The 13,463-nt window shown below is 66.8% G+C and carries 12 protein-coding genes; 5 read left to right on the top strand and 7 right to left on the bottom strand.

Features of this window, described 5'->3' with window-relative positions; genetic code table 11:
- The first annotated feature begins 73 nt into the window (after window positions 1-73).
- From ACN9MV_RS02120 to ACN9MV_RS02105, 4 genes are all read left to right on the top strand, one after another.
- Complete coding sequence (locus ACN9MV_RS02120; RefSeq protein ID WP_093053717.1) at window positions 74-1,054, top strand: ABC transporter permease; 981 nt, start codon at window positions 74-76, stop codon at window positions 1,052-1,054.
- A gap of 36 nt (window positions 1,055-1,090) precedes the next feature.
- Window positions 1,091-2,221 (top strand): alcohol dehydrogenase catalytic domain-containing protein, encoded by a 1,131-nt coding sequence (locus tag ACN9MV_RS02115; protein WP_093053714.1) that lies wholly within the window; start codon window positions 1,091-1,093, stop codon window positions 2,219-2,221.
- A gap of 15 nt (window positions 2,222-2,236) precedes the next feature.
- Window positions 2,237-3,763, top strand: coding sequence for an FGGY-family carbohydrate kinase (locus tag ACN9MV_RS02110; RefSeq protein WP_426391160.1), 1,527 nt, complete (start codon window positions 2,237-2,239; stop codon window positions 3,761-3,763).
- A 117-nt stretch (window positions 3,764-3,880) separates the two neighbouring features.
- The gene (locus ACN9MV_RS02105) at window positions 3,881-4,618 is read left to right on the top strand and encodes an SDR family oxidoreductase (RefSeq protein ID WP_426391158.1); all 738 of its coding nucleotides are present in this window, start codon (window positions 3,881-3,883) and stop codon (window positions 4,616-4,618) included.
- A 12-nt stretch (window positions 4,619-4,630) separates the two neighbouring features.
- Here ACN9MV_RS02105 and ACN9MV_RS02100 read toward each other — a convergent pair whose 3' ends face one another.
- The 3 genes from ACN9MV_RS02100 to ACN9MV_RS02090 are packed head-to-tail and all read right to left on the bottom strand — an operon-like array spanning window position 4,631 to window position 8,125.
- Entirely contained in the window at window positions 4,631-4,948 is a 318-nt protein-coding gene (locus tag ACN9MV_RS02100) for a polyhydroxyalkanoic acid system family protein (protein ID WP_093053707.1), read from the bottom strand.
- Window positions 4,941-6,065, bottom strand: coding sequence for an aminopeptidase (locus tag ACN9MV_RS02095; RefSeq protein WP_093053704.1), 1,125 nt, complete (start codon window positions 6,063-6,065; stop codon window positions 4,941-4,943). Before ACN9MV_RS02095 ends, ACN9MV_RS02100 begins: the two co-directional genes overlap by 8 nt.
- Window positions 6,062-8,125 (bottom strand): molybdopterin-containing oxidoreductase family protein, encoded by a 2,064-nt coding sequence (locus ACN9MV_RS02090; RefSeq protein WP_426391155.1) that lies wholly within the window; start codon window positions 8,123-8,125, stop codon window positions 6,062-6,064. The genes ACN9MV_RS02095 and ACN9MV_RS02090 overlap by 4 nt, the downstream gene beginning before the upstream one ends.
- Before the next feature lie 51 nt (window positions 8,126-8,176).
- Here ACN9MV_RS02090 and ACN9MV_RS02085 point away from each other — a divergent pair, with 51 nt between their 5' ends.
- The gene (locus ACN9MV_RS02085) at window positions 8,177-9,304 is read left to right on the top strand and encodes an ABC transporter substrate-binding protein (protein ID WP_093076819.1); all 1,128 of its coding nucleotides are present in this window, start codon (window positions 8,177-8,179) and stop codon (window positions 9,302-9,304) included.
- A 22-nt stretch (window positions 9,305-9,326) separates the two neighbouring features.
- Here the strand turns inward: ACN9MV_RS02085 and ACN9MV_RS02080 are convergent, their stop codons facing one another.
- The 4 genes from ACN9MV_RS02080 to ACN9MV_RS02065 all read right to left on the bottom strand — a co-directional run bounded on the left by ACN9MV_RS02080 (window position 9,327) and on the right by ACN9MV_RS02065 (window position 13,417).
- Window positions 9,327-10,421 carry a M14 family metallopeptidase gene (locus tag ACN9MV_RS02080; RefSeq protein WP_426391153.1) on the bottom strand — a complete coding sequence of 365 codons (1,095 nt, stop codon included), beginning with the start codon at window positions 10,419-10,421 and terminating at the stop codon, window positions 9,327-9,329.
- Window positions 10,418-11,620: a M20 aminoacylase family protein gene (locus ACN9MV_RS02075; protein ID WP_093053693.1), complete on the bottom strand. Its 1,203-nt coding sequence runs from the start codon at window positions 11,618-11,620 to the stop codon at window positions 10,418-10,420. The genes ACN9MV_RS02080 and ACN9MV_RS02075 overlap by 4 nt, the downstream gene beginning before the upstream one ends.
- Window positions 11,621-11,707: 87 nt before the next feature.
- The gene (locus tag ACN9MV_RS02070) at window positions 11,708-12,208 is read right to left on the bottom strand and encodes a deaminase (RefSeq protein ID WP_426391151.1); all 501 of its coding nucleotides are present in this window, start codon (window positions 12,206-12,208) and stop codon (window positions 11,708-11,710) included.
- 18 nt (window positions 12,209-12,226) lie between these two features.
- Window positions 12,227-13,417 (bottom strand): glycerophosphodiester phosphodiesterase, encoded by a 1,191-nt coding sequence (locus tag ACN9MV_RS02065; RefSeq protein WP_093076814.1) that lies wholly within the window; start codon window positions 13,415-13,417, stop codon window positions 12,227-12,229.
- Between the last annotated feature and the right edge of the window lie 46 nt (window positions 13,418-13,463).

Here is a 13,463-nt window from a genome sequence, read left to right as displayed (position 1 = left end):
CGCGATCACGCCGACGGCGCCCACTGTGCACAGGGCATCCCGTCTTCGCGCAATACCCAGTGGAGCACATGAAATGAACGCAACCGCAACCCACCCCACACCACCGGCACCTGCAGGCGGCTTCTTCACCCAGTTGCGCCGCTCCACAGCCTTCCTCCCACTGGTAGGCCTGGTCGCGATCTCGGTCTTCATGATCGTCGCGACCGACAACTTTCTCTCCTGGGGCAACCTGCAGAACATCGCGCTGCAGTCGTCGATCAACGCGATCATCGCGGTGGGCATGACGGCCGCGATCCTCACCGGCGGCATCGATCTTTCGGTGGGTGCGGTGGTGGCGCTGTCGGGCACGCTGGCCTCGGGAATGATGGTGCAGTTCGGGCTGCCGCCGATGCTGGCGGTGCCGCTCGGCCTGGCCGTGGGTGTGGTGATCGGCCTGTTCAACGGCTACTGCGTAGCCTACCTGCGCATGCCGCCGATCATCGTGACGCTGGCCACCATGGGCATTGCGCGCGGCATTGCGCTGATCTACACGGGCGGCTATCCCATCGACGGGCTGCCCGATTCTTTCGCCTTTCTCGGCGGCGGTGTGCTGGCCGGCATCAAGGTACCGATCCTCATCATGCTGGCGACCTACCTCGTGGCCTACGTGCTGCTGAACATGGCGCCGTTCGGCCGCTACGTGTATGCCATCGGCGGCAATGAGGAAGCCACTCGACTCTCGGGCGTGCGCGTGTCGCGCTACAAGCTGCTCGTGTATGCGCTGAGCGGGCTGACCGCCGCCATCGCCGGCATCGTGCAGGCAGCGCGCGTGACCAGCGGACAGCCCGGCGTGGGCGTGGGCTTCGAGCTCGACGCCATCGCAGCCGTGGTGATGGGCGGCACATCGATTGCCGGCGGGCGCGGCGCCATCGTCGGCACGCTGGTCGGTGCGCTGCTGCTGGGCGTGCTGAACAACGGCCTCAACATGATCGGCGTGTCGCCGTACCTGCAATTGATCATCAAGGGCGGGATCGTCCTGCTCGCCATCTTCATCAGCCGCGAAGCCAAGCGCTGACTTCGCAACAGACACATTCCCCACTCCCCCAACCTCATGTCTTATCAAAAGCTCCAGCCCGGTACGTCCGGCGCCATCGCACAACTCGCTTCAATGCAGGCCGTCGTCTGCCATGGCCCGAAGGACTATCGCCTCGAAACCGTCGACATGCCGGCCATCGGCCCGAACGAGTTGCTGATCTCCATCGCCGCCTGCGGCATCTGCGCCTCCGACTGCAAATGCCACTCGGGCGCGAAGATGTTCTGGGGCGGTGACGGCCAGCCCTCATGGGTCAAGGCGCCGGTCATTCCCGGCCATGAATTCTTCGGCTACGTCGAAGCCCTCGGCGAAGGCGCGGGCGAGCACTTCGGCGTGGAGAAAGGCGACCGCGTGATCGCCGAGCAGATCGTGCCCTGCGGCAAGTGCCGCTTCTGCACTTCAGGCAAGTACTGGATGTGCGAAGTGCACAACATCTTCGGCTTCCAGCGCATCGTGGCCGATGGCGGCATGGCCGACTACATGCGCCTGCCGCCGACCTCGCGCGTGCACAAGATCCCCGACGGCATTTCGCTGGAAGACGCGGCCATCATCGAGCCGCTGTCCTGCGCGATCCACACGGTGAACCGCGGCGACATACAGCTCGACGACGTGGTGGTCATCGCCGGCGCCGGCCCGCTGGGGCTGATGATGGTGCAGGTCGCGGCGCTGAAGACGCCGAAGAAACTCATCGTGATCGACCTCGTGCCGGAACGACTGGCGCTCGCCAAGCAATACGGCGCTGATGTCGTCATCAACCCCAAGACCGAGAACGCAGATGCCATCGTCAAGGGTTTGACCGAAGGCTACGGCTGCGACGTGTACATCGAGACCACCGGCGCCCCCATCGGCGTGACGCAGGGGCTGGACATGATCCGCAAGCTCGGCCGCTTCGTCGAGTTCAGCGTGTTCGGCTCGGAAACGAGCGCCGACTGGTCGATCATCGGCGACCGCAAGGAGCTCGACGTGCGCGGTGCGCACCTGGGGCCCTACTGCTACCCCGTTGCCATCGACCTGCTGGCGCGCGGCCTGGTCACCTCGCAGGGCATCGTCACGCACGGCTTTCCGCTGACCGAATGGGAGCGCGCCTTCGCGCTGGCAAACTCGCTGGATTCCATCAAGGTGCTGCTCACGCCGCAGCCCCGATCCTGAGAGAGACAACACACCATGAAATACGTGATCGGCGTCGACATCGGCACGCAAAGCACCAAGTGCCTGCTGGTCGGCATCGACGGCAAGGTGCATGCGCAGGCGAGCGTGGCCTACCAGCCCGAGACGCCGAAGCCGCTGTGGGCGCAGCAGGACTGCGCCGTGTGGTTCGACGCGGTGTGCGAGAGCGTGCGCACCTGTGTGGCCGGCAGCGGCGTCGCGCCGTCGGACATCGCAGCGATGTGCGTGAGCAGCCTGTACGGCGGCGCGGGCATTCCGGTCGACGGGCAGATGCAGCCGCTGCACCCTTGCCTGATCTGGATGGACCGCCGCGCCACCGCCGAGGTCGCATGGGTGAACGCGAACGTGGAAGTGCCACGCCTCGAAGCCATCACCGGCAACGGCGTCGACAGCTACTACGGCTTCACCAAGATCCTGTGGGTGCGCGAGCACCTGCCCGATGTGTGGGCGAAGACGCGCCATTTCCTGCCACCCAACAGCTATATCAATTGGCGGCTCACGGGCGAGCTTGCCGTCGATCACAGTTCCGCCGGCAACATCGGCGGCGTGTACGACGCGGCGCGCCGGCAGTGGTCCGAAGAGGCGATGCAGATGCTCGGCATTCCGTCGCGCATGATGCCGCCGCGCTTGGTCGAGTCGAGCGAGGTGGTCGGCGGCCTGAGCGCCGAATGGGCCGCGAAGCTCGGCCTTGTCGAAGGCATGCCGCTGATGGCGGGCGGCGTCGATGCAGCGGTGGCCACCTTCTGCGCGGGTGTCACCGGCAGCGGCGACCACGTGGCGATGATCGGCACCAGCATGTGCTGGGGCTTCGTGAGCCCCACGGTCGATGCACGGCACAAACTCATAACGATGCCGCACGTGTACAGCGGTGCGGACCGCAGCTATGTATTCGGCGGCGCGATCACGGCGGGTGCAGCCATCACGTGGTTCCGCGAAGCCTTCTGCCAGGCCGAAGTGGCCGAGGCGGCGCGCACCGGCGAAGATGCGCACGCACTGATCGAGCGCAAGGCCGTCGACGTGCCACCCGGTGCGGAAGGCCTCGTGTTCCTCCCCTACCTCATGGGCGAGCGCAGCCCGATCTGGGACGCGCAGGCCAAGGGCGCCTTCATTGGTCTCTCGCTCGCGCACAGCCGGGCGCACCTGTACCGCGCGGTGCTCGAAGGCGTGAGCTTTGCACTGCAGCACAACATCGAGGCGGGACGCCAGAGCGGGCAGCCGCTGGACGATCGGCTGATCGTGGTCGGTGGCGCGGCGCACTCGGACCTTTGGATGCAGATCGTGGCGGACATCACGGGCTACCCGGTGTTCACCATCGAGCAAGAGGTCGAGGCCGCGCTCGGTGCGGCAATGCTCGCGGCATTGGGCGCGGGGCTGGTCGATGCGGCGACGGCCGAGCGCGGCTGGATCACGCTGGTGGAGCGGGCGCGGCCCGAACCCGCGGCACAGGCTGTGTATCGCGAGCGCTTCGAAATCTACAAATCGCTTTATCCAGCGTTGCGTGATGCGGTGCATCGGCTGAAATGACTGCTCGATGCGATCTGGAGCGAAATAAAGAAGGAAGCCGCAGGCCGGGGGACATTCGCGGAGGGGAGCACCCGGTGTCATTCGCACGCACCCCGAACGAACACTGAAGCAACTGACATGACAACCTCCTTCAACTTCTCCGGCCAACGCGCACTGGTGACCGGCGCGAGTAGCGGCATCGGCCGCGCAGTGGCAATGCGACTCGCGCAGTCCGGCGCAAAGGTCACAGCCGTGGGACGCAACGCCGCGGCACTGGAGACGCTGCACGCCGAAGCCGGCTGCACGCCACTCGTGCTCGACGTGGCCGACGCACCCGCCCTGGAGCGTGCGCTTACCGCGTTGCAAGCATTCGACCTCGTAGTGAACTGCGCCGGTATCGCACTGCTCGAATCCGCTGTCGAAATGAAGGCCGAAAGCTTCGACACCGTGATGGCCGTCAACGCACGTGCCGCAGCACTCGCGGCCTCACGCTGCGGCAAGGCCATGATCGCGGCCGGCATACGCGGCAGCATCGTCAACGTGTCGAGCCAGGCCTCGCTGGTCGCACTCGACGCGCACCTCTGCTACTGCGCCTCGAAGGCCGCGATGGACGCCATCACGCGCTCGCTGTGCCTGGAGTTCGGGCCGCACGGCATCCGCGTGAACAGCGTGAACCCGACCGTCACGCTCACGCCCATGGCCGAACAGGCCTGGGCCGACGCGGACAAGAGCGCTGCCGCCCTCAGGAACATTCCGCTGGGCCGCTTTGCGCAAGTGGAGGAAGTGGTGGCGCCGATCCTCTTTCTGCTGAGCGATGGCGCGTCGATGGTGAGCGGCGTGGCGCTGCCGGTGGACGGCGGCTACACCATCGTCTGAAGCCGAAGTCTCTCAGGCGAGACGGGTGCCGCCACCCCGGGGGGATTCGAGCAACGCGTCGAGGTTTCGCGTGATCTTCTGCTCGATCATTTCGCTGAAGCTGCTGAACAGGAAGCCCAGCGTCGCGTCGAGCGTGAAAGTGCTGGCCGTGACTTCGACGGTGCCGTCGATGCCCGCACGCGTGAAGGTTGCCACGTCGCGGTCTTCGCCCTTGGTGTAGACGCATTCGAGGCCGAACTCCTGTTCGGCCTGCTTGATCCACTGGCGTGCGGCGACGCGCGCCCCGGCGATGCCCAGCGTGTGGTTGCGTTCGATATGGATGTCAGGCACCGTGATCTCCGTTTTTTTGTTCCGGGCTGGAATGGGTTTGCATGATGCCGGTCGCCGCCTGCAGGGCACTGCGGCGTTCTTCCGTGGTCGGCAGCGCGGCGATGCGCCGGACCTCAGTGTAAAAGCGCGGCCAGTCGTGGCCTTCGTGTTCGAAGAGTTTCTCGAAGCTGGGCACGAGATCGTCGTAGGCGCCCTGCGCGCCGAAGGCCGCGTTGTTGGCGCGCGCCACCCAGGCGTCGTAGGCGTTGCGGCGGGGGCCGGACCAGCCCTCCTTCAGCTTCGCGTAGCGCTCGCGAAAATCGGCCATGGCCGCCTGCTTCATGACCTCGACCTTGGCCCAGTCCTTGGCCTTGGCTTCGGGCGATTCGTAGACCTGCGTCAGCGCGCGGCGGGTGTTGAGAGCCAGTGCGCGGAAGTCCTGGCGCTGCCCATCGAACTGCGCGTACTCGCGGCGGGCCTGCTCGCCGGCTTCGCGCTGCAGCCACATCGCCCCGCCAATGCGCTCGACGGCCGTGGCGTACGACTCGTTGAACACCGTGTCGCCGGCCACGTAGAGCACCTGGTGCGCCAGTTCGTGGAACACGATGCGCGCGAGCTCGCCCTCGGGGTAGCCGATGAAGGTGGACAGCAGCGGGTCGCCGCCGGCCCAGTTCATCCAGCCCAGCGTGGAGTACGCGGGCACAGGGTACACGGCCACCTCCAGATCCTGCTTCTTCTGAGCCTCTGCTTCGGCCTTGGCCGCGTCCTCGCTGTAGTAGCCGCGGTAGCCCACACACCCCGCCACCGGGAAGCACCAGCTCTTGAGCGTAAGCGAGTACGGCGGCGCGGCCACCACGTTCCACACGGCGGCGGGGCGGTGCAGGTCGGCATACGACTTGTAGCTGGCGTTGTCGGGCAGGCCGAGTTCGGCGGAAGCGAAGCGGCGGATGCGCTGCGTGAGTTCGAGCTTGGCCTTCAGCGGCGCGGACACGGCCGGGTCGGCCAGCCACTCGGGCACCGGCTTGGCGGCCCGCATGATGCCGATGTGGCCGCTGGCGGACTGCCAGTAGTAGCCGAGGTCGGCACAGCCGGTGAGCAACAGCGCGCCGGCCAGCGCAAGCGCGGGGAGAGGCCTCACGCCTTCTCGACCTCGACGAGGCAGTCGTAGAACGTGGGGCCGCGGCCGATGTCGGTCAGGCGCTGGCTGGTCAGCTCATTGACGTTGGTGCCGTCCATGCCGAGCTTGCGCCACCAGATGCCCATGCCGTGCACCACGCCCTGCCGCGCGCGGCGCGAGACCTCGGCGCGGCAGCGGTGCTCGCCGCGCTTGTTGAACACGCGCACCATCGCGCCGTCCTCGATGCCGCGCGCGGCGGCGTCGGCCTCGTGGATTTCGAGCAGCGGCTCGACCTCGATGGCGCGCAGGCTCGTCACGTTGACGAAGGTGGAGTTGAGGAAATTGCGCGCCGGCGGCGAGATCATGGCCAGCGGAAATTCGGTCGAACTGCCGGCCGGCTCCCAGTTGGGCACGTGGTCGGGCAGGCCGCCGATGCCCATGGCTTCGAGGCGCGCGCTGAAGAATTCGCAGCGGCCTGAAGGCGTGGGAAAGCTGCCTTCGGCAAACGGCGCCTCGGGCAGCTTCACGCTGGTGAAGCCCTGCGCCAGCAGCTCGGGGAAGTCGATTGCGTTGTCGGCAAAGGCGGTGCGGCACAGCGTCTCGTCGGAATCCGAGAAGCAGGGCTCGCCAAAGCCCATGCGGCGCGCCAACTCGCGGAACACCCAGGCGTTGCTGCGGGCCTCGCCGCGCGGTGCCACGGCCGGGCGGTTCAGCAGCACGTCGGTGTGGCCGTAGCTGCAGTGGATGTCCCAATGCTCCAGCTGCGTGGTGGCGGGCAGCAGGTAATCGGCGTAGTCGGCGGTGTCGGTGCGGAACTGCTCCAGCACCACGGTGAACAGGTCTTCGCGCGCGAAGCCCGCCGCCACCTTGGCCGACTCGGGCGCCACCGCCACCGGGTTGCTGTTGTAGACCACGATGGCCTCCACCGGGTTGGCGGTGTCCAGCAGCGCGTCGCCGATGGTGCTCATGTTGATGGTGCGCGGCTTGCGCCCGGCCAGCAGGTCGGGGCGCTGCAGCGCGGCGCGATCGACCGGGTAGTGGCCAGAGCTGCTCAGCAGCAGGCCGCCCGCGCGGTTGCGCCAGGCGCCCACCAGAGCCGGCAGGCAGGCGATGGCGCGGGCGGCGTTGCCGCCGCCGCGCACGCGCTGCATGCCGTAGTTCAGGCGGATCGCAGCCGGCTTGGTGGTGCCGTAGGCCCTGGCCAGCGACACGATCTGCTCTTCGGGAATGCCGCAGACTTCGGCCGCGCGCGACGGCGGCCATTGCAACGCGCGCTCGCGCAGTTGCTCCCAGCCCAGCGTGTGGTTGGCGATGTAGTCGTGGTCGAGCCAGTCGTGCACGATCAGCTCGTGCATCAGGGCCAGCGCCAGCGCGGCGTCGGTGCCGGGCAGCAACGCGATGTGCTCGTCGCACTTGTCGGCGGTTTCTGTCTTGCGCGGGTCGATGCACACCAGCCGTGCGCCGGCGCGCTTGGCGGCCTGGGCGTGGCGCCAGAAATGCAGGTTGCTTGCGATGGAATTGCTGCCCCAGATCAGGATCAGCCTGGCTTCGGCGAAGAATTCGATGCGCATGCCGACCTTGGCGCCCAGCGTGTAGACCATGGCTTCGCCGCCGGCCATCGAGCAGATCGTGCGGTCCAGCAGGGTGGCGCCCAGCTTGTGAAAGAAGCGCCGGTCCATCGACTCGCCCTGAACCAGCCCCATGGTGCCCGCATAGCTATAGGGGACAATAGCTTCGGGTTTTCCCTGTAATACTCGAAGATGCGCGGCGATGTCGTCCAATGCGGCTTCCCAAGACACCGGCTCGAACTGGCCGCTGCCCTTGGGGCCGACACGTTTCAGGGGCTGCACCAGCCGTTCGGCATGGTCGTTGCGTTCGATGTAGCGTGACACCTTGGTGCACAGCACGCCACCGGTGTGCGAATGGGCGGCATTGCCCTGCAGCTTGACGGCCACGCCGTCCTTGACGGTTGTAACGAGCGCGCAGGTGTCCGGACAGTCGTGGGGACAGGCGCCCAGCACGGTGGTCGTTACGGGCTGGGGAGGCGCTTCTTCGAGCAAGGTATCCGGTGCGTGGGCCATCGGGCGAGTCTAATTTGTGCGCGAGTCAGAGCGCGGGAGTGGGTTTTCATCATGTTGAATCGACGTCATTTTTCTTTGGCCGCAGGCGCGGCCGCCACGCTGGGGAGTTTCGGCATTGCGCGGGCACAGGGCGACACGCCGCTGGTGCTGGGCCAGTCGGCAGCGTTCACCGGTCCGGCGGCGCAGCTGGGCATCCAGTTTCACCAGGGCGCCAAGGTGTTCCTGGACCAGTACAACGCCCAGTCGGGGCACCGCGACGTGGTCATCAAGAACCTCGACGACGGCTACGAGCCCGACCGCTGCGCGGCCAACACGCAGAAGCTGATCTCGGAAGACGTGTTCGCGCTCTTCGGCTACATCGGCACGCCGACCAGCCTGGCGGCGCTGCCGCTGGCGGTGAAGGACAAGGTGCCGTTCGTGGCCCCCTTCACCGGCGCGATGTCGCTGCGCGAGCCCTTCCAGAAGAATGTGTTCCACCTGCGCGCCTCGTACAACGACGAGACGGCGCTGATGGTGAAGCAGCTCACCCACCTGGGCCTGAAGAAGATCGCGGTCTTCTATCAGAACGACGCCTACGGCAAGGCCGGGCTCGACGGCGTGACGCTGGCGCTCGGCGAGCAGCAGCTCAAGCCGGTGGCGCTGGCCACGGTGGAGCGCAATTCGTCCGACGTGGCGCAGGCGGTGAAGACCATCGTGGCGGCGCGGCCCGATGCAGTGGTGCAGGTGGGTGCATACAAGGCCTGCGCGGCCTTCATCCGCGAGGCGCGCAAGGCGGGCTACGGCGGCACTTTCTTCAACATGTCCTTCGTCGGCACGCAGGCGCTGGCGGACGAGCTGGGCAAGGACGCGGCCGGCGTGATGGTGACGCAGGTGGTGCCCTCGCCCTACAACCAGGCCAATGCGCTGGCGCGCGAGTTCACCGAGGCGGTACGCAAGGCCGGCGGCGGCGCGAGTGCCAATTTTTCGAGCATGGAGGGCTACCTGGCCGCCAAGGTGCTGACCGAGGGCCTGCGCAAGGCCCCGGGCAAGCCCACGCGCGAGAGCCTGATCGCGGGGCTGGAAAGCATCGACCGCCAGCAGTTTGGCGGGTTCGAGGTGTCGTTCTCTGCCAAGAACCACGTGGCGTCGAAGTTCGTCGAGCTTTCGATGCTGACTGGGGATGGGCGGGTCAGGACTTAGGGGCTTGTGCTGACCGATCAGGTCAGCCGCCGAGCCCGTCAGCAGCCTGGAACATCGCCTGCCGCGCCTGGCTGACGATCTGCCCGCGCCAGGCATCGGTGTCCGTATAGAACGCTTCCAGCATCCGAGCACGGATACCGTCGGCCAGGTCGGCCGGCGCCTGGGGGTGCTTGTGCAGCCAGTGGTCGGCACGCAGCGCGCCGGTCACTTCGAGGATCGGCAGCGTGCCGTATTCGAGCGCGATGCCGGTGTACTCTGCCTGCGGGCACTCCTCGTATACAGAGTCCCACATCAGCCCGCGCAGCAGCGCCGAGGTCGAGGAGCCGTCGTAGATCGAGGTGACGGGCGCGGCGGGCGTGCCCCACCACGCATTGGCGCGCGCATAGGCGACCTTGTCGTCGCGGCAGGCGAAGATGCGTTCGCCCAGACCGTTCGGGCCCAGCCCCGTGTGCAGGTCGATCCAGGCAATGCGCTTCGCGTTGCCCGCGTGCCGCTTGAGCACGCTGCGGATGGTCTTGTTGCTCCAGGTCGGCGCCTTGCCGCCGAAGAACAGGCCGTCGTCGAACTGGTATTGCCCGCTGGTCACGGCCGCCTGGTAGGCAGTGGCGCCGTGCTTTGCGATCCACTTGTCCACCGCCGCCTGGTTCTCGGGCGTGGGCGGCCAGGTGGCGGGCAGCAGCAGGTCGTGCAGCTTGGCATACGGCTCGTTGACCGGCACCGGCTTCGAGAAGTCGATGAAGTTGCGGTTCAGGTCGACGTTCTCGTGCGTCACGCGCCGGCCGTAGGAAAAACCGTGCGGGTTGAGCGCATGCACGTACAGCACCGCCACGCCCTGTGCCTTGGCCTTCTCGCGCCATTCGGCATCGTGCAGCGCGAACACCTGCACGCCGCTGCCGCAGTGGCCCTCGGCGCCATGGCAGGCGCTGCTGACGATCAGCAGGTTCTGCGCATTCGCGTCGCCGTCGAGCGCGACGTCCATCGACAGGTCTTCGCCGTCGCGCCCCTTGAGCGGGTGCGCATGCGGCTCGACCGTGAGGCCGGCGCTCACGCAGCCTTGCAGGAACTTCTGGCGCGCCTGGGCGTAGCGCGGCGAAAAGGCCTCTGCGATGCCGATCATGTCGCTGCGCCGCCGGGCTTGAGGAACTGCTCGGCGATCTGCACCCAGCAGGTGGCGCCCAGCGGGATGAGGTCGTCGTTGAAGTCGTAGCTGGCGTTGTGCAGCGTGCACGGGCCTTCGCCGTGGTGCACGTCGCGGTGCGTGCCGTCGCCGTTGCCGATGAAGGCATAGGCGCCGGGCTTGGCCTGCAGCATGAAGGCGAAATCTTCGGAAGTCATGGCGGCCTCCTGCTTCAGCACGTTCTCGGGGCCGACGATGCCGCCCATCACGCGGCGCGCGAAGTCGGCTTCGGCCTCGGTGTTGATGGTGGGCGGGTAGTAGCGCTCGAAGCGGAAGTCGCAGGTGGCGTCGTGCGCCGCACAGATGTGGTCGGCGATCTGCTTCATCTTCGCCTCGATCAGGTCGAGCACCTCCAGCGAGAAAGTGCGCACCGTGCCCGACAGCTCGCAGTTGTCGGGAATCACGTTGTTGGTTTCGCCGGCATGGATGGTGGTGACCGAGATCACGGCCGAATCGGTCGGCTTCATCTTGCGCGTGAGGATGGTCTGGAAGGCCTGCACGATCTCGCAGGCGATAGGCACCGGGTCGATGCCCGTATGCGGCAGCGCGGCATGGCCGCCCTTGCCGATCACGTTCACATGAAACTTGTTGCCCGAGGCCATCACCGGCCCGGGGCTCACGGCGAACTGGCCCGCTTTCATGCCGGGCCAGTTGTGCATGCCGAACACGGCATCCATGGGGAACTGCTCGAACAGCCCTTCCTTGATCATTTCGCGGGCGCCGCCGCCGCCCTCTTCCGCGGGTTGGAAGATCAGGTAGACGGTGCCGTCGAAGTTGCGGTTCTTCGCCAAGTGCTGGGCGGCTGCGAGCAGCATGGCCGTGTGGCCGTCGTGGCCGCAGGCGTGCATCTTGCCGTGGTGCTTGCTGGCGTGGGCGAAGGTGTTGAGCTCGGTGACGGGCAGCGCGTCCATGTCGGCGCGAAGGCCGACTGCGCGGCTGCTGGAGCCATTCTTGACGATACCGACCACGCCTGTGGTGCCCAGGCCGCGATGAATGGGAATGCCCCATTCGGTGAGCTTGCCTGCCACCACGTCGGCGGTGCGGACTTCCTGGAAACAGAGTTCGGGGTGGGCGTGAAGGTCACGTCGGACGGCGGCGATGCCAGCCGCCTGCGTGACGAGCGAGTCGATGAGTTTCATGGCGTGGACGTCTCAAAATGCCAGTCTATCCACTCTGGCGTTTCGAGGCACCACCAAAAATGCGCACCCCGCGTGCGCACCCGGGGTTCAGTGCCCGGCGGTCCAGAAGCCGACGTGCGGCGCGGAGGCTTCCTCTTCGAGCAGCGGCCCCACCACCTCGACGCGCCGCTGCCCGCGCGCAAAGACCTCGCGGCAGGGGAGCGAAAAGGTCGGGTTTTCGGGGTGGTCGCCGGTCAGGCCGAGCAGCGCGTGCTCTGAAAGCGCGTAGACCACGCGGCCGATGTTCGTCCAGTAGATGGCGCCCGCGCACATGCAGCAGGGCTCGGCGCTGGTGTACAGCGTGCAGCGCGCGAGCTGCTCGGGCGTGAGCAGGCGCGCGGCCTGCGCGGCGGCGGCCAGCTCGGCGTGCTGCGTGGGGTCGCCCTCTGGCGGCATCGAGTTGTTGCCCGCGGTGACGACGACCTCGCCATGCTCGTTCGCCACGAGCGCGGCAAAGGGATGGCGCCCGCGCGCCTTCGACTCATCCGACAGTCGGATGGCCATGCGCAGAAGTTCGAGGTCGCGTGGCGACAAGTCGTCGGTGGTCATTTGCGGACAACGCCCCGATCAGCGGCCGATGCTCTTCAGATAGTCGGCGCGCGCAGCCAGCGCGGTGTCGGTGAAGTCGGTGAACACGCCGTCCACACCGAGCTTGTAGTACACGCCGTATTCGTTCTTGCCGTCCTTGTTGTAGTCGGACGCCAGGCGGCGCGACTCGTTGCGGAAGGTGAATGGGTGCACGAACAGGCCGGCCTTGTGCGCATCGGCAATCAGCGAGGTGGGCGCGGTGGAGGTGGCGTCGGCGTCGTTGATCTTGCCGTCCTTGTTGACGTCCACCGGCTTGCCGTCGGCGCCGATGGTGCCCTTGATGCTCACGATGTAGCGCTTCCACGGGCCGATGCCGTCGGCGTAGGTCTTGATCTCGGCCAGGCCCGCGGGCGTGACCATGGCGTCGAAGTTGCGCTTGTCGCCGGCCTTGGTCCAGTCGTAGGGGCGGTCGCTGGGCACGGCGAAGGTCACGGCGCCGGTCTTCAGGTCGACGCTGTCGCCGTCGATCAGCTGGATGAGCTTGGTGTTCAGGCCCTTGCTCTTCATGTACTTGAGGCTGCCCGGCTCGAAGGACTGCACGTAGATGGGCGCGGTCTTGCTGTTCCAGCCGGCCGCGTTGATGGCAGCGATGACCTTGTCTTCCAGGGGCAGGCCCAGGTCGCGGAAGTAGGTCGGGTTCTTGGTCTCGGGGTAGATGGCGATGGTGCGGCCGGTTTCCTTCGACTTGGCCTTGGCGAAGTCGATGATTTCCTGGAAGGTCGGCACCTTGTACTTGCCGTTGAATTCCTGCGGACGCTCGGCGTCAGTGGAAATGGCGCCCAGGGTCTTGATCTCGGCCAGCGTGAAGTCGTTGCTGAACCAGCCGGTCTGGGTTTCGCCGTCGACCTTGATGGTCTTCTTGCGCGAGGCGAAGCGGGGATGCTTGGCCACGTCGGTGCTGATGGCGAGGTTGGGGTCGTGGCGCGCGATGAGCACGCCGTCCTTGGTGGAGATCAGGTCCATCTCGATCACGTCGGCGCCGAGCTCGATGGCGCGCGCATAGGCTTCGAGCGTTTCTTCCGGCAGGTAGCCGGATGCACCGCGGTGGGCGATGACCAGCGGCGGGTTGCCGTCGAGCGTCAGCAGCTTGTTGCTGGAAGGTCCGGTGGTGCTGCAGGCGGCCACGCAGAGGGCGGCGGTGGCGGTCAAGGCGATCTGAAGGGTGCGCATGGTGCTGGTTTCTCCGTCCAAAAGAAGAGGGGCAGCGTACCCGCTT

This window comes from Variovorax sp. R-27, from assembly GCF_049913215.1.
In the GTDB taxonomy this organism is placed as follows: Bacteria; Pseudomonadota; Gammaproteobacteria; order Burkholderiales; family Burkholderiaceae_C; genus Variovorax.
The sequence above is the reverse complement of the archived record's forward strand: the minus strand, read 5'-3'. Positions and strand labels throughout refer to the sequence as shown.

Excerpts from the sequence above, each read along its gene's own strand:
- ACN9MV_RS02120 (WP_093053717.1), top strand. The coding sequence starts at position 74 with ATGAACGCAACCGCAACCCACCCCACACCACCGGCACCTGCAGGCGGC.
- ACN9MV_RS02115 (WP_093053714.1), top strand. The coding sequence starts at position 1,091 with ATGTCTTATCAAAAGCTCCAGCCCGGTACGTCCGGCGCCATCGCACAA.
- ACN9MV_RS02110 (WP_426391160.1), top strand. The coding sequence starts at position 2,237 with ATGAAATACGTGATCGGCGTCGACATCGGCACGCAAAGCACCAAGTGC.
- ACN9MV_RS02105 (WP_426391158.1), top strand. The coding sequence starts at position 3,881 with ATGACAACCTCCTTCAACTTCTCCGGCCAACGCGCACTGGTGACCGGC.
- ACN9MV_RS02090 (WP_426391155.1), bottom strand. The coding sequence starts at position 8,125 with ATGGCCCACGCACCGGATACCTTGCTCGAAGAAGCGCCTCCCCAGCCC.
- ACN9MV_RS02085 (WP_093076819.1), top strand. The coding sequence starts at position 8,177 with ATGTTGAATCGACGTCATTTTTCTTTGGCCGCAGGCGCGGCCGCCACG.
- ACN9MV_RS02080 (WP_426391153.1), bottom strand. The coding sequence starts at position 10,421 with ATGATCGGCATCGCAGAGGCCTTTTCGCCGCGCTACGCCCAGGCGCGC.
- ACN9MV_RS02075 (WP_093053693.1), bottom strand. The coding sequence starts at position 11,620 with ATGAAACTCATCGACTCGCTCGTCACGCAGGCGGCTGGCATCGCCGCC.
- ACN9MV_RS02070 (WP_426391151.1), bottom strand. The coding sequence starts at position 12,208 with ATGACCACCGACGACTTGTCGCCACGCGACCTCGAACTTCTGCGCATG.
- ACN9MV_RS02065 (WP_093076814.1), bottom strand. The coding sequence starts at position 13,417 with ATGCGCACCCTTCAGATCGCCTTGACCGCCACCGCCGCCCTCTGCGTG.